Source organism: Serratia sp. CC22-02, from assembly GCF_900182895.1.
GTDB classification, from domain to species: Bacteria; Pseudomonadota; Gammaproteobacteria; order Enterobacterales; family Enterobacteriaceae; genus Serratia; species Serratia nevei.
The window spans coordinates 679,744-699,875 of sequence record NZ_FXUD01000002.1; the positions used below are offsets into that span (position 1 = coordinate 679,744).

The following is a 20,132-nucleotide window of genomic DNA, read 5'->3' on the forward strand; positions in this document are numbered from 1 at the left end:
GGCGGGCTTTCTTCGTCCGTTATTTCGCTTCGCTGCCCACCTTCATCGCCCCGGCGTAGCTGGCGCCCATCCCCCAGGCAGCGCCGTGGTCGCGGGCGATCTGCAATACGCCTCCCGCCGTGGCTTTGCGGCTCCAGTCCTGCTGCCATTCCAGCATCAACGCCACCCAGTTGATGGGCGTGGCGCCCGCCTGTATCAGGCGCTGCATGGCGTTGTTTTGGCTGTCTGGCGTAATGTCGCCGGTGACGTCCGACAGAATATAAACCTCATATCCCTCGCCCAGGGCGGACAGCGCCGGCAGCATCACGCAGCTGGCGGTCCACAGCCCGCCGATGATGATTTTCTTGCGGCCGGATTGTTTGATCAGATCCACCACGCGCCGATCCTGCCAGACGTTGATGGCGGTGCGATCGTACACCTGCAGGTCCGGGCGTGCCTGCGTCACCGGCTGGAATACCGGCCCGGCGAAGCTTTTGGCGTTGGCCGAGGCCAGAATGGTCGGCACGTTGAACACCTTGGCGGCCTTGGCGATACCGGTGGCGTTATTCACCAGGTTGGTTTGGTCGATAGAGGAAATGGTCATGCCGAACATGTCCTGCAGATCGACCAGCAGCAGCAGACTGTTCTCGGCCGTCAGCGGCTGCACATAACCCGCCTGGCGGCTGTCGGCGGCGGGGGATTGCGCCAACGCGGCGACGGGGGCGGCGGCGGCGCTCAGGCCGAGCATCAGGGCGAACAGGGTCTTTTTCATTATTAACTCCATGATTATCAGTAGATTAAATTCACTTCCCACTCAGGGAAGCGGTTGAATAAAGTCTACTGAGGTTGTTGAGGTTAATAATCTGTGTTTTATTGAATTTATAATTAACCAATAGGACATAATGTGGACGTGCTACTGACGATGCGCGCCTTTCGCCGCGTGGTTGAGCGCAACAGTTTTTATAAGGCGGCGGAGGATCTGGCGATCACGCCGGCGGCGTTGAGCAAGCAGATTAAGCAGTTGGAGAGCCGGTTGGGTACGCTGTTGCTGGTGCGCACCACCCGCAGCATGAGCCTGACCGAAGCCGGGCAGCTCTATTACCAGGAAGCCTGTCGGTTGCTTGGCGAGTTTGACGCGCTGGAGCAGACGGTTGCAGCCAGTGCGCAGCAGGTCTCCGGCACGCTGCGGGTCAATGCGCCGCTCTCGTTCGGCCTGACGGTGCTGTCGCCGCTGCTGCCGCCGTTTATGCAACGCTACCCGCAGCTGCAGGTGGAACTGACGCTGGACGACAGGGTATTGGACGTGGTGGCGGCCGGTTTCGATATTTCCTTGCGCATTCGCCGACGGCTGCCGGATTCTTCCCTCAGCGCCCGAGCACTGGGTGAAGTGCACCAGCGAATTTGCGCCGCTCCCGACTATTTGGCACAGCACGGCGTGCCGCAAACGCCGAATGACTTGCCGCGGCACAGCTGTCTGGCCTATTCCCTGGCGGAAAGGCCGGGGCAGTTGCAGTTCACCGCCGGCGAGGAGAGCCTGAGCGTGACGTTCACTCCCCGGTTGATCGCCAACAACAGCCTGATGCTGCGGGACATGCTGGTGGCGGGACTGGGCATCGGTTCGCTGCCGTCGTTCGTGGCGGATCCCGAAATCGCCGCCGGCAGGCTGGTGCGGCTGTTCCCTGAACAGATTGCCGAAGCGCATCAGGTCTTCGCGGTTTACCCGACGCGCCGGCATGTGCAGCAGAAAGTGAGTTTATTCACCGAGTTTGTGCGAGAACAGGGATTGATGACGGCGAATTGACAACGGCGCGCGGTTGTCATATTCCTTAGTTATGAAAAGATCCTATCGCCCATTCGCGCAAATTATTATCACCCTTCTCCAAAGGGTGGGATAGCGCGTGTGTCGCCAATAAAAAACCCGCCGGCAAGGCGGGTTTTTTTATCCCCTTCCGGCAACGACCGGAGAACGGCATGAAAACCTACCCTGCAGTTTTACACCTGATGTGCGGCAAGGCCGGCGCAGGCAAATCGACGCTGGCGCAGCGTTTGGCGCAGCAACCGCAAACGCTGTTGCTGGTCGAAGATGCGTGGCTGGCGACGCTGTATGAACAGGAGATGGCCAGCCTGCAAGACTATGCGCGCTGTTCCGAACGGTTACGGCGGGCGCTGGGCGGGCACCTTGTTCAGCTGCTGCGCGGCGGCTGGTCCGTGGCGCTCGATTTCCCGATGAATACGCCGGACAGGCGGCGCTGGGCCAAAGCGTTGGCGGAGGAAGCCGGCGTCGCGCACTGCCTGCATTTTCTCGACGTCAGCCATGCGCAGTGCCTGAGCCGGATAACGCTGAGAAACGCGCGCGGCGAGCATCCGTTTACACTGAGCGAAGCGGAGTTTGAGCGCCTGGCACAGTACTTTGTTCCCCCGACGGAAGAGGAAGGGATGACCGTCTTGCGTTATGGCGAACAGAACTGAAAACCGGCGCCATGACGGCGCCGGCAATAGGGTTAGGATTCGGCGTTAAACGCGTTGTGGAAGGCGACTTCCGCACACGGCAGCGCGCCCTGGAAGGCGATGGCGCGGAAGTAGTCTTGCGGCACGCCCGGCAGGGTCAGCGCGGTCTGCGCCTGGAAGCCGAAACGGCCGTAATAGTTCGGATCGCCCAGCACCACGCAGCCTGCGGCGCGCCGTTCCTGCAGCTCGGCCAATAGCTGGCGGATCAGCCGGCTGCCGATCCCCCGGTTCTGACTGGCCGGCAGCACCGACACCGGCGCCAGCCCGTACCAACCGGCGGTGCCGTTGCTGAGTATGACCGGCGAGACGGACGCGTGCCCGATCGGTGTGCCATTGTGCTCAGCGACCAGCGACAGGGTGAGAGCGCCTGCCGCACGCAGCGCGTTGACGATAAACTGCTCGGTGTGGCTGCTGTGTTCGGCATGCAGGAACGCGGCGGCGGTCAGGGTGGCGATGGCGGCGATGTCGGCCGGCGTTTCGTGGCGTAAAGTGATGTTCATGGTTGTATCCTGATTAAATAAGGCTGAGCCGACCGGGCTACCTGCCCGGCCGGTATCGATGATTAACGGTTATCCAGCTGCGCACGCACGGCCTTGAGCCCGGCGAAGGTGACGCGATAAGGGCGCCCCTGGCGAGAGAGGATCAGGCGTTTGGTTTTGAGTTTGGTGAAGACGGCCAGCGAGCAGTCGGCCAGGCCGAGCCCTTCGCGGGTGTAGCATTCGACGTGGGTGACGCGACCGGCGTCGTTGCGGGTGAAGGCGATATAGCCGCCTTTGGCCAACACGTGCAGCACGCGTTGTTCCGCTTTGGAAATGTTCATGTTGGGAGATCCTGTAATAACCCCAGATACGCGCATCCCCGCGCAAACGCGCGTCGGATACGTCAGAGTCCCTCGCCATACGGCAAGGAAGCGACTATCGGGTGGTTACAATCTCCAACATACAGGCCTCGGGCAGTGAAAAACGCCAGGACGGCGTTTCAGCGCAGTTAATGTAGCCAATGGCCGGTTGGCTGTCAATTTGCCGGCGGCGCGGGCCGCCGGCGCAAGGCCAATCAGAAAGGCTTGGTCGGCAGGTACTTGCCGTCCAGGGTGATCACCGCGCGTTCGCCGCCGTCCGGATCGGCGACCTTTTTGATATCCAGCTTGAAGTTGATGGCGCTGATGATGCCGTCGCCGAACTGCTCGTGCACCAGCGCTTTCAGCGTGGAGCCGTAAACCTGCAGCATTTCATAGAAGCGATAAATGGTCGGATCGGTCGGCACGCCGCCGGGAATGCTGCCGCGCAGCGGGATGGTTTGCAGCAGCAGCACCGCCTCTTCGTCCAGCCCCAGCTTGGCCGCTACCGTGCGCGCCGCCGGTTCCGGCAGCGCATGCTGCCCCAGCAGCGCGGCGGTGACGAACGCCAGGCTGAGACCGGTGCCCTCGGCCAGCGCGTCGAAAGTCAGGTTATGGCGGATCTTGGCGGCCATAATGGTGTCGGTGAGCGCTTCGCGCGGGGCGGCGTTATGCAGAGAGTGTGTCATGTTAGCTCCTTTTGTTGGCTTAAAAACGGGCGATCGCCGGGGTGGCGGTCACGTCGGGATGGGTGGCGAGCGGCACGAAGCGGCGGGTTTCGCCGTCCAGCGCCTCGATAGCGCCGCTGGCGATGTCATAGACCCAGCCGTGCAGCGTCAGGCGGCCCTGATCCAGCGCCAGGGCGACGGAAGGGTGCGTTTTGATGTTGTTGAGCTGGGCGATGACGTTTTCGCGCACCATCGACGCGACCCGGGCCTCGTCGGAGGCGTGCGGATAAGCCTGATTGACCGCCTTCGCGGAATCGGCGTAACGCAGCCAGCCGGCGACCGTCGGCAGGTGCTCCAGACACTGGCAGGTGGCGATGGCGGTCATCGCGCCGCAGTCGGAATGGCCGCAGATCACGATATCCTCCACGCCCAGCGCGGCGACGGCGTACTCGACCGAGGCGGTAACCCCGCCGGGTTCGGGGCCGAAAGAAGGCACGATGTTACCGGCGTTGCGGATCACGAACAGATCCCCCGGCTCGCGCTGGGTGACCAGCTCCGGTACCAGGCGGCTGTCGGAACATGAGATAAACAGGGTGCGCGGGTTTTGGCGGGTCGCCAACTGCTGAAACAGCGCCGTGCGTTCAACAAAGGCTTCGCGCTGGAACTTCAGGAAGCCTTCAATGACCTCTTTCATCCGTTTCTCCATTGGGTGTCGTTATGCGATGGCGGCATGATGAACGCTTCTGGCTATAGGGTCTAAGACCCATTTATAATGCTGGCTATAGGTTTTACTAATAGCTGAGGCGCTATGCTGCTGCGACACATCCGTTATTTTCTGGCCGTTGCCGAACAGGGCAACTTCACCCGCGCCGCCGAAGCGCTGCACGTCTCGCAACCGACGCTGTCTCAACAGATCAAGCAGCTGGAAGACACACTGGGGGCGCCGCTGTTCGATCGCAGCGGCAGAGCCGTGCGCCTGACCGACGCCGGTGAGGCGTGGATGCGCTATGCGCGGCTGGCGCTGCAAGATCTGGACGCCGGCGCGCGGGCGATCCATGACGTGGCGACGCTGGCGCGCGGCCATTTGCGGCTGGCAATGACGCCGACCTTCACCGCCTATCTGGTGGGGCCGACGATCGATGCGTTCTACCGCCGCTACCCGGGGATTACCCTGAGCATTGAGGAGATGGCGCAAGAGCGAATTGAGGCGCTGCTGGCGCAGGATCGGCTGGATCTGGGCATCGCCTTCGAGATGGCGCAGTCGGCGGAGGTAGAAGCGACGGCGTTGTTCAGCGAGACGCTGGAGCTGATGGTCGGCGCCGACCATCCCCTGGCGTCTCATCGCCGGCCGCTGACGCTGGCGGAGTGGCAACATCTGCCGCTGGCCTTGCTGAGCGGCGACTTCGCCACGCGGCAGTTTATCGATCGCTACTGCACGCAGCTGGGATTTCGGCCGCAGGTGGCGGTGGAGGCCAACGCGCTGGGCGCCATCGTCGAGATCGTGCGGCGCGGGCAGCTCGCCACGCTGCTGCCGGCCGCCATTGCGCGCGAGAACCGGCAGTTGAAAAAAGTGGCATTGGCCAACGCCATGCCGGTGCGGCAGGCGGTGTGGCTGCAGCGCAAAGGCGCTTACCGCAGCGCCGCCGCGCAGGCGTTTATTGCCGTCTTGCAGGAACAGGGCGTTACGCCAACGCCCCCCAGCGCTGCGTCATCCCCAGCAGATGCACCAGCCCGAAGCCGAGGCAAATCAGCGAGCTGACGACGATAAAGCGCTGGCTGCGGCCGGTATCGCGCAGGGCGAAGGGGCCGGCGACGCCGCGCAGCAGGTAGATGAAGGTAATGATAAACAGCGCGGGCCGCAGCAGCGGCAGCGGCGCGATCAGGCCCGCGCCGGAAAGCGCATACAGCGACCAAATAAACAGCACCAGCGCGATACCGGCGGTGACGACGGCCGGGAACTTTTTACCCGCTTCCGCCGCCTTAATGAAGCGATCGCCGGCGCCGCATAGCCGGTAGCCGCGCGGCCCGGCGGCGATCACCCAGATATGCAGCAGCGCGGCGATGGCGCTCAGCGCGGCGCCGATCAGCAGCGCGGTGTTATAGAGGTGCGGCATGGTAGCGCTTCCCTGTCAGAAAAGTGGTTGGCATGAAGCGTAGACCAGAAAAGGCGAATTAACCGAACGTAACAGGGAAGAGGAGCAAGTAATGAGACTGGCGACGGGTATGCTGAGCGCATTGGCGCTGTGGAGCGGGCTGGCGATGGCGCAACCTGCGGCGCTGACGCTGCCCAGGGAAGACGGTTCGAGAATTCATTACTATCTGGACGCCGCGGTGCCCGGGCAATCGTCGGCGGCGCTGTTGGTGATCCTGCAAGGATCGGATTGCAACAGCGTGCGGCATATCCGCCTGCTGGCGCCGTTGCGGCAGGTGTTACCCGCCGCAGACCTGCTGACGGTGGAGAAATACGGCATCGACGACCGGTTGCCGTACCGCGAAGAAGTCCCGCGGCAGGATTGCCCGGATGCTTTTGTGCAGCATGACACGCCGCAGCGGCGGGTGAGTGATGTCACCCAGGCGCTGCAGGCGGTGATTGCGCGCAACGGCTATCAAAAGGTCGTGGTGCTGGGAGGCAGCGAAGGGGCGGTGATCGCCAATCTGGTGACGGCCTCCTCGGGCCGGATTGACGCCACCCTCGCGTTCAGCGGTGGCGGGCGCCGGTTTATCGACGACGTGCGCCACAGCGCTGCCGGCGCGCCGAAGGAAGAGGTGGCCGGGCTGAACGCATTTTTACAGCAGGTGATGACGGAGCCGCCGTTCCCCCTGAACGCCAGCGATCATGGCTATGACTGGTGGCATGGCATGCTGAACATCGATCAGCTCGCCACCCTGCGCAGCATCAAGACGCCGGTGCTGATCGTGCAGGGCGACCAGGATCGCGCCGTTTCGCCAGGTGCGGTCGGGAAAATGATCGGCGAATTGCGGGCCGACGGTAAAACGAATATCACCTACCTGAATTATCCGGCATTGGACCATGTGATGCGGCGTGAAAATGGCACCAGCGAGATGGCGCGGGTGGTGGCGGACATGCGCGACTGGCTGGAGAAAACGCTGCGCTGACCGGCCACCCATGGGCCTTACTCGGTGTGGCGCTCCCGGAACAGCAGAGTGGCTATCAGGCTGACGGTCAGCATACCGGTCACGTACCACGCCGGCGCCAGCGGGTTGCCGCTGACATCCAGCAACCAGGTAACGATCAGCTGCGCCGAGCCGCCGAACAGCGTCACGCCGAAGGCGTAGATCATCGAGGTGCCGGTGGCGCGCACGTGGCGCGGCAGCGCCGAGACGATCAGCATGGTGCTGGACAGCATGTTGATGCCCAGCGCGCCGATCAGCAGGATGCGGAAGACGATCGCCAGCCACAGGGTTTGCGTGGCGCTGAGGAACCAGAAGGTTGGGTAAATCAGGATCAGTGCCGCAAAGATCGAGAACAGCAGCGGCCTTTTGTAATTCTGGATCCGATCGACATAGCGCCCGGCGTAATAGACCGCCACGATTTGCACCACGGAGGCGATGCAGCTGAACAGATAGGCGGTCGGGCCGGCGATGCGGTAGGTCTGCATCATGTAGGTCGGCATGTAAAGCAGCACCACATAAACCATCACGGTGCCGGACATGATGACCAGCACACCCAGCAATAGGTCTTTAGCATGGTTGCTCACCAGAGCCCATACCGGATTCAGCGGTACCCGCGCACGATCCGGCTGTTCGCCGCTGTAGGTCTCTTCCAGGTGCTTACGGATATAGACGCCGACGGGAATGATCAGCAGGCCGATGATGAACGGCACGCGCCAGCCCCAGGCATACAGCGCCTCTTCCGACAGAAAATAGGTGAGCGCCAGCCCGCAAGAGGCGCCGAGCAGGGCGCTGACGCCCTGGCTGATCGCCTGCCAACTGACGAAAAAGCCGCGCTGATTGGCCCCGGCGGACTCCAGCAGTAGCGTAGTCGCTGAGCCCACTTCACCGCCGGCGGCGAAGCCCTGAATCAGGCGACCGACTACGATCAGCACCGGCGCCAGAACGCCGATTTGCGCATGGGTTGGCGCGAAGGCAATCAGGGCGGTGCCGACGCCCATCAGCACGATGGTCATCAGCATGGCGGCCTTGCGGCCGATCCGGTCGGCATAGGCGCCCAGCACCATGCTGCCCAGCGGGCGCATGATAAAGCCGACGCCGAACACCGCCACCGACATCAACAAAGAGCCGTAGGCGCTGTCGCTGGGAAAATAGAGTTTGCCGATGATGGCGGCAAAGAAGCTGTATACGGTGAAGTCGAAAATCTCCAGGCCGTTGCCCAGGCTGGCGCCGACAATGACTTTGTAATTTACCGCGCCTTTCTCTGCCGTTTGGCTTTTGGGCAAGGTTTTTTCAGCAGTGTTCATCGTTATCTCTCGCGATAGGTGGACGGTGTGTTGTTATTATTTTCTGGCCGTGGTGGCATTATCCGGGACGGCGATAACCGCCGCCCGAAGCGGCAACAGAATGGCAACGTCTCCTTTACATATACTTGTATGTACAACCCTGTGCAATATGAGGGCGGTTAACGGGATAACGCGGGTTTGATTTTTTTAAGATTTTGTATTTATATGTTTTTTTTGAATTTATAACGTGTGGCAGTGAGGTGATTTAGTGCCGATTTAGTGAGCTGTAGCGCATTAATCATCGAAAAAATCCTGGCATTTAAGAAGGGGGTCACAAAATGTCGCGTATAGCAGAATATGTGGCGATAGTCGGCAAGAAATAGAATTAAATAGAAGTGTGTTGACTGTATCAATGATTCTCAAGAGGTATTCAGGTGCGATTTATTCTTACCTGGTGCGGTATCTGGCGAGAATGTATTTCATTTTTTATTTTAATTAATACCGATAATTAATATGTTTTGTGAATTTGTTCGAGCTATTGTACGGTTTGCTGAGCGAAGCCTCCCCGTGACCTTTCATCGGTATTATCCAACGCAGGTATGATTCATCCGTCGGCGCCGCTCAAAATGTCACCAAAACTTCCCGCGATCTCTGCACCCCGTTGTGGCATAATGCGCGCCAAATCACATTCCCTATGTATAAAGAGCGAGCGCTGTGTTAAGCACCAACAACATCACCATGCAGTTCGGCAGCAAGCCGTTGTTTGAAAACATCTCTGTTAAATTCGGCGGCGGCAACCGTTACGGCCTGATCGGCGCCAACGGCTGCGGCAAGTCCACCTTTATGAAAATCCTCGGCGGCGATTTGGCGCCGACCGGCGGCAACGTGTTCCTCGATCCGAACGAGCGCCTGGGTAAACTGCGTCAGGATCAGTTTGCCTTCGAACAATACAGCGTGCTGGACACCGTGATCATGGGCCACACCGAGCTGTGGGCGGTGAAGGAAGAGCGCGACCGCATCTACGCCATGGCGGAGATGAGCGAGGAAGACGGCTATAAAGTGGCCGATCTGGAAGTCGCCTACGGCGAGATGGACGGTTACACCGCCGAAGCGCGCGCCGGCGAACTGCTGCTTGGCGTCGGTATTCCGGTGGAACAGCACTACGGCCCGATGAGCGAAATCGCGCCGGGCTGGAAGCTGCGCGTATTGCTGGCGCAGGCGCTGTTCTCCGATCCGGAAATCCTGCTGCTCGACGAACCGACGAACAACCTGGACATCGATACCATTCGCTGGCTGGAGCAGGTGCTGAACGAACGCAACAGCACCATGATCATCATCTCGCACGACCGTCACTTCCTGAACATGGTCTGCACCCACATGGCGGATCTGGACTACGGCGAACTGCGCGTTTACCCGGGCAACTACGACGAATACATGACCGCCGCCACCCAGGCGCGTGAACGTCTGCTGGCCGACAACGCCAAGAAGAAGGCGCAGATCAACGAGCTGCAATCGTTCGTCAGCCGCTTCAGCGCCAACGCCTCCAAATCCAAGCAGGCCACCTCGCGCGCCCGCCAGATCGACAAGATCCAGCTGGAAGAAGTGAAGGCCTCCAGCCGCCAGAACCCGTTCATCCGTTTCGATCAGGACAAGAAGCTGTTCCGTAACGCGCTGGAAGTGGAAGCGCTCACCAAGGGCTTCGACAACGGCCCGCTGTTCAGCAAGCTGAACCTGATGGTGGAAGTGGGTGAGAAGGTTGCGGTGCTGGGCGCCAACGGCATCGGTAAAACCACCTTGCTGAAAACGCTGGTGGGCGACGCGCAGCCGGACAGCGGCACCGTGAAGTGGTCGGAAAACGCCCGCATCGGTTACTACGCGCAGGATCACGAATACGAGTTCGACGATACCCTGACCGTGTTCGACTGGATGAGCCAGTGGAAGCAGGAAAAAGACGACGAGCAGGCGGTGCGCAGCGTGCTGGGCCGTTTGCTGTTCAGCCAGGACGACATCAAGAAGAAAGTGAAGGTGCTGTCCGGTGGCGAGAAGGGCCGCATGCTGTTCGGCAAGCTGATGATGCAGCGCCCGAATATTCTGGTGATGGACGAACCGACCAACCACCTGGATATGGAATCCATCGAATCGCTGAACATGGCGCTGGAGATGTACGAAGGCACGCTGATCTTCGTCTCCCACGACCGTGAGTTCGTCAGCTCGCTGGCGACGCGCATTCTGGAAATCACCCCGAACAAGGTGATCGACTTTACCGGCAACTACGAAGACTATCTGCGCAGCCAGGGCATCGTGTAACCCTCGCGGCAACGCATCAGGGCGGGAATTATCCCGCCCTTTTTTTATCCGTCATTCCCCGCCGCACACCTCGCAGTGCGGATCCTTCGGCAGTTTCATCTCGCGGAACTGCATGCTCATCGCATCGAACATCAACAGCTTGCCGCGCAGCGGCTGACCATAGTCGGCCAGCAGCTTGATGGCTTCCATCGCCTGCAGGGTGCCGATAGTGCCGACCAGCGGCGCCATCACGCCCGCTTCGACGCAGGTGAGAGCGCTGTCGCCGAACAGCCGGCTCAGGCAGCGGTAGCAGGGCTCGCCCGGTTGATAGGTGAACACGCTGAGCTGGCCTTCCATGCGGATCGCCGCGCCGGAAACCAGCGGCCTCTGCTGCGCGTGGCACAGGCGGTTCAGGGTGTCGCGCGCCGCCACGTTGTCGGTGCAGTCCAGCACCAGATCGCAGGCGGCGATCTCTGCCGCAACCGCCTCATCTTCCAAACGGCCGTCGATCGCGTCGATGCGGATATGTGGATTGATGGCGCTCAGTTCCTGCCTGGCGGAGGCGACTTTGCTCTGGCCGATGCGAGCGTCGCGGTGCAGGATCTGGCGCTGCAGGTTGGAGAGCGAGACGGTGTCGAAATCCACCAGTACCAGATGGCCGACGCCGGCCGCCGCCAGGTAAGGCGCGGCGGCGCAGCCCAGCCCGCCCAGCCCGGCGATCAGCACGCGGGCGGCCTTCAGCTTCTCCTGGCCGTCGAAGTCAAAGCCGCGCAGCACGATCTGGCGGTTGTAGCGCAGCGCTTCGGCGTCGGTCAATTCCGGCAGCATGCTCAGCTCCTCAGCAGGGCGTTGAACGGCTCGATCTCCACCGTTTCGCCTACCGCCACCGAACCGCGTTCGCGCTCCAGCACGATGAAACAGTTGCCCTGGCTGTAGGAGCTGAAGACGTGTGAGCCCTGGTGGCCGGTGGTGCTGACCTCCAGTTCGCCCGCGGCGTTGCTGCTGAACACGCCGCGCTGGAAATCGAGGCGGCCCGGCGATTTCTTCAGCGGCGTCAATGCGCGCGCCCGCAGGCGCGGCGGCAGGCGCCAGTCGCTGTGGCCGGCCAGCTTCGCCAGCAGCGGCTGCACCAGCTGGTAGAAGGTCAGGGCGGCGGAAACCGGGTTGCCCGGCAGGCCGCAGAACCAGGCGTGGCCCAGCTTGCCGAAGGCGAAGGGTTTGCCGGGTTTGATCGCCAGCTTCCAGAAGCTAACCTGGCCCAGCTCGTCGAGCATCTGTTTGGTGTAGTCGGCCTCGCCGACCGAGACGCCGCCGCTGCTGATGACCACGTCGGCCTGGCTGTCCGCCCGTTCGAAGGCGGCGCGCAGCGCATCGCGATCGTCGCGGATAATGCCGAGATCGAGCACCTCGCAGCCCAGCTGTTCCAGCATCAGGCGCACCGCGAAACGGTTGGTGTCGTAGATTTGGCCCGCCTGCAGCGGCTGGCCGACCGGCTGCAGTTCGTCGCCGGTAGAGAACACCGCCACCTTCAGCTTACGCATTACCTGCACCTCGGCGACGCCAAGCGAAGCCAGCAGCGGCAGCTGCGCGGCGCCCAGCTTCACGCCGGCCGGCAACACGCTCGCGCCCCGGCGAATGTCTTCACCCGCCAGACGGATATTCTGGCCGGCTTCAACCGGCGCGGTAAAACGCACGCCCTGGTCGCTCACCTCGGCCTGCTCCTGCATGACCACCGCGTCCGCCCCGGCCGGGATCGGGGCGCCGGTCATGATGCGCACGCAGCTGTTGGCCGGCCATTGGCCGTCGAACGGCGCACCGGCGAAGGCCTTCCCGGCGACCGGCAGCGGCGCATTGGCCGCCAGGTCGGCGAGGCGCAGCGCATAGCCGTCCATCGCCGAGTTGGCGAACGGCGGCACGTCGAGCGGCGAGACCACCGGCGCGGCGGTGATGCGGCCGGCGGCGGCGGTCAGGGCAACGGATTCGGTCTGCTGCAGCGGGGCGATCTGCCCGAGCATTTTTTCCAGCGCTTGCTCCAGGGAGATGAGATCGGAAGTATGGCAATGATCCATAAAGGGAACTCCGTAATCAGGGTGCGCTAAAATAGCGACAAAGTGCGGGTATTATGGCAGAGAACGCCGGGGGGGAGAACGGGTTATGCTTGCCATCTTTCGTACTGCGGCGCCGGGGCGAACGGGTATAAACTGCGCAAAACAGAGGAGAATCATGATGCATAAACAGGTTATCGAGTTCTGGTTCGACGAGATCGAACCGATCATGTGGTTTAAAAAGGACGACGATTTCGATCGTCTGCTGCACAGCCGTTTCGGCGAAATCTGGCGGGCAGCGGCGGCGGGGGAGCTGGCGCACTGGCGCGACACCATCGAAGGGCGCCTGGCGGAGGTGATCGTGCTCGATCAGTTCAGCCGCAACCTGTTCCGCGGCACGCCACAGTCGTTCGCCTGCGACGGCATGGCGCTGATCCTGGCGCAGGAGGCGATCCGCAGCGGCGAGTGCGAACGGCTGAGCCGCGAGCAGCGTGGCTTCCTCTATCTGCCGTTCATGCATTCGGAATCGCCGCTGATCCACCAGCAGGCGCTGGTGCTGTATACCGAGCTCAACAACGGCGACCAGCTGGAGTTCGAGCTGCGGCATAAGGCGATCATCGATCGTTTCGGCCGCTACCCGCATCGCAATGCGATATTGGGGCGCACCAGCACGCCGGAAGAAGAGGCCTTTTTACAACAGCCTGGATCAGGCTTTTAATCGTTGGATCATCTGCGCCCGGCCGGGGGAAAAACAGCAGGCCGGGCGCCGCAATAAGCGTTATTCAGCGCGAACGTTTATTTCCTTACGCCATGCCGCTATTTCCGCACGTGAAATTACCAATAATCTCAGCCGCAGGATCGGCGGTTTGCCGTTTTTTATAACCTGCTGTTTTTATTCCAATAAGCTATTTCAAGGTGCGAAACGGTCTAAGCGCGCTACGCTAAAAGCGGGGCGTGGACGTTATGCTGTACTTCCACTGCAGGACTAAATAGAGTCGAAAAAGACTGAATAATAATGATACCGCGCTCAGCTTATTCGCTGCGCAACGGCGGGATTAACACAGGGTGTCAGGCAAATGAGCAAACCAGTGATTGCCATTCATGGCGGCGCGGGCGCAATTACCCGGGCGGCGCTGAGTGCGGAAAAAGAACGGCTGTATATCCAGGCACTGTCCGAGATCGTGGCCGCCGGGCAGGCGATACTGGCGCAGGGCGGCAGCGCGCTGGACGCGGTGACCGAAGCGGTGCGGCTGCTCGAAGAGTGCCCGCTATTCAACGCCGGTAAAGGATCGGTGTTCACTCATCAGGGCACCCACGAGCTGGACGCCTGCGTGATGGACGGCCGCACCTGCGATGCCGGCGCCGTCGCCGGCGTCAGCCGCATCCGCAACCCGGTGCTGGCGGCGCGCGCGGTGCTGGAAAACAGCGAACACGTGCTGTTTGCCGCTGAAGGCGCCGAGAAGTTTGCCGCGGCCCACGGCCTGGAACTGGTCACCCCCGATTTCTTCTTTACCCAGGAACGTTTCGATCAGCTGCACCGGGCCCAGGCGGAGCAGGGCCGGGTATTGCTCGATCACGACGGTGCGGCGCAGGCCGGCGAGCCGCTCGATCCCGATCGGAAATTCGGCACCGTCGGCGCGGTGGCGCTGGATGCGTTGGGCAACCTCGCCGCCGCCACCTCCACCGGCGGCATGACCAACAAGCAGGACGGGCGGGTAGGCGACACGCCGATCATCGGCGCCGGCTGCTATGCCAACAACGCCACGGTGGCGGTCTCCAGCACCGGCACCGGTGAAATCTTCATGCGCGGCGTGGCGGCCTATGACGTCTCCGCCCTGATCGAGTATGGCGGCCTCAGCCTGCAGGCCGCCAGCGATCGGGTGGTGATGGAGAAGCTGCCGGCGCTCGGTGGCAGCGGCGGCATGATCGCCGTCGATCGCCACGGCAATCTTGCGCTGCCGTTCAACTGCGAGGGGATGTATCGCGGTTTTGGCTATGTCGGCGATGCGCCGTCCGTCGGGATTTACCGCTAAGCGTTCACCGGGAGGGTGCATGACCGACGTTTCACTTCGACCCGCCGCTGGCGGCGGGCCGTCATTGCCGCCGCAGCGGGTGCTGACGGTGCGCGATCTGAGCATCAGCTTTCCTCAACCGGACGGCGCCGTGGCAGCGGTGCGTAACCTGTCGTTCGATCTCGATCGCGGCGAGACGCTGGCGATCGTCGGTGAGTCCGGCTCCGGCAAATCGGTGACTTCGCTGGGGCTGATGCGGTTGGTGGAGCAGGGCGGCGGGCGCATCGTCGGCGGCGGCATGACGCTGCGCCGGCGCGACGGCGCGCTGCTCGATCTCGCTCAGGCCTCGCAGAGCACGCTGCGCACGGTGCGCGGCGCCGACATGGCGATGATCTTCCAGGAGCCGATGACCTCGCTCAACCCGGTATTTCCGGTCGGCGAGCAGATCGCCGAATCGCTGCGCCTGCATCAGGGCATGGACCACCGCAGCGCGCGCCAGGAGGCGCTGCGCATGCTCGATCTGGTGCGTATTCCGGAGGCCAAAGAGGTGCTGGGGCGCTACCCGCACCAGCTTTCCGGCGGCATGCGCCAGCGGGTGATGATCGCCATGGCGCTCTCCTGCAAACCGGCGCTGCTGATTGCCGATGAACCCACCACCGCCCTCGACGTCACCATTCAGGCGCAGATCCTGCAGCTGATCCGCGTGCTGCAACAGGAGATGCAGATGGGGGTGATCTTCATCACTCACGACATGGGCGTGGTGGCGGAGATCGCCGATCGGGTGCTGGTGATGCGCCGCGGCGAACAGGTGGAACAGAATCGGGTGCGCGAGCTGTTTGCCGCGCCGCAACAGGCCTATACCCGGGCGCTGTTGGCGGCGGTGCCGAAGCTGGGGGCGATGGCCGATCGGCCGCTGCCGGCGAAGTTTCCGCTGCCGGGCAGCGAGGAGGATACGGCGCCGCAGGATACCGTACCGCCAGACGCTACGCCGATCCTGCGAGTGGAGCATCTGGTTACGCGCTTTGATCTGCGCGGTGGACTGTTCAATCGGGTCACTCGCCGGGTGCACGCGGTGGAAAACGTCAGTTTCGATCTTTACCCCGGCGAGACGCTGGGGCTGGTGGGCGAGTCCGGCTGCGGCAAGTCCACCACCGGGCGCTCTCTGCTGAAGCTGGTGGACAGCCAGAGCGGCACTATCACCTTCGCCGGGCGGCGGATAGACCAATTGAAGGGGCCGGCGCTGCAGCACCTGCGGCGCGATATTCAGTTCATCTTTCAAGATCCTTACGCCTCGCTCGATCCGCGCCTGACGGTCGGTTTTTCCATCATGGAGCCGCTGCTGGTGCACAACGTGATGCGCGGCCGGGAGGCGGAGCAACGGGTGGCCTGGCTGCTGGAGCGCGTCGGCCTGCTGCCGGAGCATGCGCGCCGCTACCCGCACGAATTTTCCGGCGGCCAGCGCCAGCGTATCTGCATCGCGCGTGCGCTGGCGCTGAACCCGAAAGTGGTGATCGCCGACGAGGCGGTCTCGGCGCTGGACGTGTCGATTCAGGCGCAGATCGTCAATCTGTTGCTCGATCTGCAGCGCGAGTTCGGCATCGCTTTTCTGTTTATTTCACACGACATGGCGGTGGTGGAGCGCATCAGCCACCGGGTGGCGGTGATGTACCTCGGGCAGATCGTCGAGATCGGCCCACGGCAGGCGGTGTTCGACAATCCGCAGCACCCCTACACCCGCAAGCTGATGGCGGCGGTGCCGGTGGCCGATCCCGCTCATGCCCACAAACGGCAGCCGCTGCCGGCAGATGAGATCCCGAGCCCGGTGCGCGCGCTGGGCGATGAACCCGTTACCGCACCGCTGGTGCAGGTTGGCGCCGGGCACTTTGTCGCCCGCCACCCGATCGCCGGTGCTTTTTAAAGACCTCAGGAGAGACAAGCGACATGAAGCACACATTCAAACGCAATGCGCTGTTGGCCGCCGTACTGCTGGCGGCGGGAACCGGCCCGGTCTGGGCGGCGAAGGACGCGGTGATCGCCGTGGCCTCCAATTTCACCACCCTCGATCCTTACGACGCCAACGACACGCTGTCGCAGGCGGTGGCCAAGTCTTTCTATCAGGGGCTGTTCGGCTTCGACAAGGACATGAAGCTGGTGAACGTGCTGGCGGACAGCTATGAGGTCAGCAAAGACGGCCTGACCTACACGGTCAAACTGCGCCAGGGGGTTAAATTCCACGACGGCACCGCGTTCAACGCCGAGGCGGTGAAGGTAAACCTCGATCGCGCCAGCAACCCGGACAGCCACCTCAAGCGCTACAACCTGTTCAAGATGATCGACAAAACCGAGGCGGTGGACGCCAATACGGTGAAGATCGTGCTGAAGGCGCCGTTCTCGGCGTTCGTCAACAACCTGGCGCACCCGGCGGCGGCGATCATCTCGCCGGCGGCGCTGAAGCAATACGGCAAAGAGATCGGTTTCCACCCGGTCGGTACCGGGCCGTATCAGTTCGTGACCTGGAACCAGACCGATTTCGTCAAGGTGAAGAAGTTCGACGGCTACTGGCAGCCGGGGCTGCCGAAGCTCGACAGCATCACCTGGCGCCCGGTGGTGGATAACAACACCCGCGCGGCGATGCTGCAGACCGGCGAGGCGACCTTCGCCTTCCCGATCCCTTACGAGCAGGCCAAGGTGCTGGAGGGCAACGCCAAGTTGGACGTGGTGGCAGCCCCGTCTATCCTGCAGCGTTACATCAGCATGAACGTCACCCAAAAGCCGTTCGACAACCCGAAGGTGCGCCAGGCGCTGAACTACGCCATCAACAAGGACGCGCTGATCAAGGTGGCGTTCGCCGGTTACGCGGTGCCGGCGGAAGGCCCGGTGCCGCCGGCCATTGACTTCGCCGCCCGCTATAAGCCGTGGCCGTACGATCCGGCCAAGGCGCGCGAGCTGCTGAAAGAGGCCGGCTACCCGAACGGCTTCACCACCACGCTGTGGTCTTCCCACAACCACAGCACCGCGCAGAAGGTGCTGCAGTTCACCCAGCAGCAGCTGGCGCAGGTGGGGGTGAAAGTGACGGTGACGGCGATGGATGCCGGGCAGCGTGCGGCGCAGGTGGAGAGCGTCGGGGTGAAGGACACCGGGGTGCGGCTGTTCTACACCGGCTGGTCGGCCTCGACCGGGGAAGCGGACTGGGCGCTGTCGCCGCTGTTCTCTACCCAGGCGGCGCCGCCGAAGCAGTTCAACACCGCGTTCTACAGCAACCCGCAGGTGGACAAGGATCTGACCGACGCGTTGGCGACCACCGATCGCGCCGAGAAGCAGAAACTGTATCAGGACGCGCAGGATCGCATCTGGGCCGACGCGCCCTGGATCTTCCTGGCGACCGAACGTCTGTTGTCGGCCAACAGCAAACAGCTGAGCGGCTTCTACGTGATGCCGGATACCTCGTTCAACTTTGATAACGCCGATCTGAAATAAGGCGCCCATCCCCGCCTGCGGCCAAGCGGCGGCGGGCGGGGGAAGGAATGAGATGCTCAATTATTTTCTGAAACGACTGCTGGGCCTGATCCCGACGCTGCTGATCGTGGCGGTGCTGGTGTTCCTGTTCGTCCACCTGTTGCCGGGCGATCCGGCGCGGCTGGCGGCGGGGCCGGAGGCCGACGAGGCGGTGGTGCAGCTGGTGCGCAAGGATTTGGGGCTGGATAAGCCGCTGCCGCAGCAGTTCGCGCACTTCTTCGTCAACGCGCTGCGGGGCGACTTCGGCATCTCGATGGTGTCCAAACGCCCGGTGAGCGAAGAGATCGCCTCGCGCTTTATGCCGACCTTCTGGCTGACCGTCACCAGCATGCTGTGGGCGGTGGCGTTCGGCTTGGCGATCGGCGTGGTGTCGGCGGTGTGGCGCAACCGCTGGCCGGATCGCCTCGGCATGACGCTGGCGGTGTCGGGGATCTCGTTCCCGGCCTTTGCGCTCGGCATGCTGCTGATGCAGGTATTCTCGGTCGAGCTGGGGTGGCTGCCGACGGTGGGCGCCGACAGCTGGCGGCACTACATTCTGCCTTCGATCACCCTGGGGGCGGCGGTGGCGGCGGTGATGGCGCGCTTCACCCGCGCTTCGTTCGTCGAGGTGCTGCAGGAGGACTACATGCGCACCGCGCGCGCCAAGGGCGTGCGGGAAAGCGTGGTGGTGATGAAACACGGCCTGCGCAACGCGATGATCCCGGTGGTGACCATGATGGGGCTGCAGTTCGGCTTCCTGCTCGGCGGTTCGATCGTGGTGGAGAAGGTGTTCAACTGGCCGGGGTTGGGGCGGTTGCTGGTGGACTCGGTGGAGATGCGCGATTACCCGGTGATCCAGGCTGAGGTGCTGCTGTTCTCGCTGGAGTTCATCCTGATCAACCTGCTGGTGGATATGCTGTACGCGGCGATCAACCCGGCGATTCGTTATCAATGAGGACGCGGCATGATTAAGCATTGGCGGCGCAACGCCGCACTGAAGGCGATGCCGCTTATCGACCCCAACGCGGTACGCACGCCGTGGAGCGAGTTTTGGCGGCGTTTTCGTCGCCAGCGGGCGGCGCTGGTCGCCGGCCTGCTGGTGCTGCTGCTGATTGCGGCGGCGCTGCTGGCGCCTTATCTGGCACCGTTCGATGCGGAAAACTATTTCGATTACGACCGGCTGAACGAAGGGCCTTCGCTGATGCACTGGCTGGGCGTGGATTCCCTCGGGCGCGATATCTTCAGCCGCATCCTGATGGGCACGCGCATTTCGCTGGCGGCCGGGGTGTTCTCGGTGCTGGCGGGCGGGGCGATCGGCACCCTGCTGGGGCTGCTGGCCGGCTACTATGAAGGCTGGTGGGATCGCCTCACCATGCGCGTCTGCGACGTACTGTTTGCGTTTCCCGGCATTCTGCTGGCGATCGGCGTGGTGGCGATCATGGGCAGCGGCATGGCCAACGTGATCGTTGCGGTGGCGATCTTCAGCATTCCGGCCTTCGCCCGCCTGGTGCGCGGCAATACGCTGGTGCTGAAGCACCTGACCTATATCGAATCGGCGCGCAGCATCGGCGCCTCGGACTGGACCATCATCCTGCGGCACATCCTGCCGGGCACCCTGTCTTCGATCGTGGTCTATTTCACCCTGCGCATCGGCACCTCGATCATCACCGCCGCCAGCCTGTCGTTTCTGGGCCTGGGCGCCCAGCCGCCGACGCCGGAGTGGGGGGCGATGCTCAACGAGGCGCGCGCCGATATGGTGATCGCGCCGCACGTGGCGATCTTCCCCAGCCTGGCGATATTCATCACCGTGCTGGCCTTCAACCTGTTGGGCGACGGATTGCGCGATGCGCTCGATCCGAAACTGAAGGGGTGAGGGTATCGCTGAA

Annotated in this window: 20 protein-coding genes; 11 read left to right on the forward strand and 9 right to left on the reverse strand. The window is 62.7% G+C overall.

Translation table 11 applies throughout. From position 1 onward, the window contains the following. Positions 1 to 19 precede the first annotated feature (19 nt). Positions 20 to 751 (reverse strand): isochorismatase family protein, encoded by a 732-nt coding sequence (locus tag QOL81_RS10170; protein WP_047572149.1) that lies wholly within the window; start codon positions 749 to 751, stop codon positions 20 to 22. Positions 752 to 883: 132 nt separating this feature from the next. Here QOL81_RS10170 and QOL81_RS10175 point away from each other — a divergent pair, with 132 nt between their 5' ends. Both QOL81_RS10175 and QOL81_RS10180 read left to right on the forward strand, forming a co-directional pair. Then, positions 884 to 1,780: a LysR family transcriptional regulator gene (locus tag QOL81_RS10175; protein ID WP_169318182.1), complete on the forward strand. Its 897-nt coding sequence runs from the start codon at positions 884 to 886 to the stop codon at positions 1,778 to 1,780. Between the two features lie 170 nt (positions 1,781 to 1,950). Continuing rightward, positions 1,951 to 2,448, forward strand: a complete 498-nt coding sequence (locus tag QOL81_RS10180; RefSeq protein WP_100396887.1) for a P-loop nucleotide/nucleoside kinase family protein — start codon at positions 1,951 to 1,953, stop codon at positions 2,446 to 2,448. A gap of 32 nt (positions 2,449 to 2,480) precedes the next feature. Here the strand turns inward: QOL81_RS10180 and QOL81_RS10185 are convergent, their stop codons facing one another. The 4 genes from QOL81_RS10185 to QOL81_RS10200 form a co-directional block, all read right to left on the reverse strand. Then, positions 2,481 to 2,987, reverse strand: coding sequence for a GNAT family N-acetyltransferase (locus tag QOL81_RS10185; RefSeq protein WP_283439802.1), 507 nt, complete (start codon positions 2,985 to 2,987; stop codon positions 2,481 to 2,483). A 62-nt stretch (positions 2,988 to 3,049) separates the two neighbouring features. After that, positions 3,050 to 3,307: a YjhX family toxin gene (locus QOL81_RS10190; RefSeq protein WP_004939031.1), complete on the reverse strand. Its 258-nt coding sequence runs from the start codon at positions 3,305 to 3,307 to the stop codon at positions 3,050 to 3,052. A gap of 233 nt (positions 3,308 to 3,540) precedes the next feature. After that, the gene (cynS, locus tag QOL81_RS10195) at positions 3,541 to 4,011 is read right to left on the reverse strand and encodes a cyanase (protein ID WP_038880935.1); all 471 of its coding nucleotides are present in this window, start codon (positions 4,009 to 4,011) and stop codon (positions 3,541 to 3,543) included. A gap of 19 nt (positions 4,012 to 4,030) precedes the next feature. Further along, on the reverse strand, positions 4,031 to 4,684 hold the full coding sequence (locus QOL81_RS10200; protein WP_048233124.1) for a carbonic anhydrase: 654 nt from the start codon (positions 4,682 to 4,684) through the stop codon (positions 4,031 to 4,033). A 114-nt stretch (positions 4,685 to 4,798) separates the two neighbouring features. Between QOL81_RS10200 and cynR the strand changes: the two genes are divergently transcribed. Continuing rightward, positions 4,799 to 5,749 carry a transcriptional regulator CynR gene (cynR, locus tag QOL81_RS10205; protein ID WP_070913999.1) on the forward strand — a complete coding sequence of 317 codons (951 nt, stop codon included), beginning with the start codon at positions 4,799 to 4,801 and terminating at the stop codon, positions 5,747 to 5,749. Here cynR and QOL81_RS10210 read toward each other — a convergent pair. Continuing rightward, the gene (locus QOL81_RS10210; protein WP_033637706.1) at positions 5,673 to 6,104 is read right to left on the reverse strand and encodes a hypothetical protein; all 432 of its coding nucleotides are present in this window, start codon (positions 6,102 to 6,104) and stop codon (positions 5,673 to 5,675) included. The genes cynR and QOL81_RS10210 overlap by 77 nt on opposite strands. 91 nt (positions 6,105 to 6,195) lie before the next feature. Here QOL81_RS10210 and QOL81_RS10215 point away from each other — a divergent pair, with 91 nt between their 5' ends. Next, positions 6,196 to 7,107 carry an alpha/beta hydrolase family protein gene (locus tag QOL81_RS10215; protein WP_283439803.1) on the forward strand — a complete coding sequence of 304 codons (912 nt, stop codon included), beginning with the start codon at positions 6,196 to 6,198 and terminating at the stop codon, positions 7,105 to 7,107. Between the two features lie 17 nt (positions 7,108 to 7,124). Here QOL81_RS10215 and QOL81_RS10220 read toward each other — a convergent pair whose 3' ends face one another. Next, positions 7,125 to 8,429 (reverse strand): MFS transporter, encoded by a 1,305-nt coding sequence (locus QOL81_RS10220; RefSeq protein WP_283439804.1) that lies wholly within the window; start codon positions 8,427 to 8,429, stop codon positions 7,125 to 7,127. A 693-nt stretch (positions 8,430 to 9,122) separates the two neighbouring features. On the opposite strand from QOL81_RS10220, the gene QOL81_RS10225 reads away from it, so the two are divergent. Further along, positions 9,123 to 10,715 (forward strand): ABC-F family ATPase, encoded by a 1,593-nt coding sequence (locus QOL81_RS10225; RefSeq protein ID WP_033637709.1) that lies wholly within the window; start codon positions 9,123 to 9,125, stop codon positions 10,713 to 10,715. A 51-nt stretch (positions 10,716 to 10,766) separates the two neighbouring features. On the opposite strand, the gene moeB is transcribed toward QOL81_RS10225, so the two are convergent. Together moeB and moeA are read right to left on the reverse strand one after the other, a co-directional pair. Beyond that, positions 10,767 to 11,522 carry a molybdopterin-synthase adenylyltransferase MoeB gene (gene moeB / locus QOL81_RS10230; protein WP_070913996.1) on the reverse strand — a complete coding sequence of 252 codons (756 nt, stop codon included), beginning with the start codon at positions 11,520 to 11,522 and terminating at the stop codon, positions 10,767 to 10,769. Positions 11,523 to 11,524: 2 nt separating this feature from the next. Then, entirely contained in the window at positions 11,525 to 12,763 is a 1,239-nt protein-coding gene (gene moeA, locus QOL81_RS10235; protein WP_047728154.1) for a molybdopterin molybdotransferase MoeA, read from the reverse strand. A 157-nt stretch (positions 12,764 to 12,920) separates the two neighbouring features. Between moeA and QOL81_RS10240 the strand changes: the two genes are divergently transcribed. The 6 genes from QOL81_RS10240 (at position 12,921) to gsiD (ending at position 20,119) form a co-directional block, all read left to right on the forward strand. Beyond that, positions 12,921 to 13,457, forward strand: coding sequence for a DUF924 family protein (locus tag QOL81_RS10240; protein ID WP_060421380.1), 537 nt, complete (start codon positions 12,921 to 12,923; stop codon positions 13,455 to 13,457). 358 nt (positions 13,458 to 13,815) lie between these two features. Beyond that, positions 13,816 to 14,772, forward strand: coding sequence for an isoaspartyl peptidase/L-asparaginase family protein (locus tag QOL81_RS10245; RefSeq protein ID WP_283439805.1), 957 nt, complete (start codon positions 13,816 to 13,818; stop codon positions 14,770 to 14,772). Between the two features lie 19 nt (positions 14,773 to 14,791). Continuing rightward, a complete protein-coding gene (locus QOL81_RS10250) occupies positions 14,792 to 16,669 on the forward strand; it encodes a dipeptide ABC transporter ATP-binding protein (RefSeq protein ID WP_283439806.1) in 1,878 nt (625 codons plus the stop codon). A 23-nt stretch (positions 16,670 to 16,692) separates the two neighbouring features. Continuing rightward, the gene (gsiB, locus tag QOL81_RS10255; protein WP_060421388.1) at positions 16,693 to 18,228 is read left to right on the forward strand and encodes a glutathione ABC transporter substrate-binding protein GsiB; all 1,536 of its coding nucleotides are present in this window, start codon (positions 16,693 to 16,695) and stop codon (positions 18,226 to 18,228) included. A gap of 52 nt (positions 18,229 to 18,280) precedes the next feature. Continuing rightward, positions 18,281 to 19,201 carry a glutathione ABC transporter permease GsiC gene (gene gsiC, locus QOL81_RS10260; protein WP_038880960.1) on the forward strand — a complete coding sequence of 307 codons (921 nt, stop codon included), beginning with the start codon at positions 18,281 to 18,283 and terminating at the stop codon, positions 19,199 to 19,201. A 9-nt stretch (positions 19,202 to 19,210) separates the two neighbouring features. Next, a complete protein-coding gene (gene gsiD, locus QOL81_RS10265; RefSeq protein ID WP_049233469.1) occupies positions 19,211 to 20,119 on the forward strand; it encodes a glutathione ABC transporter permease GsiD in 909 nt (302 codons plus the stop codon). Positions 20,120 to 20,132: the final 13 nt, after the last annotated feature.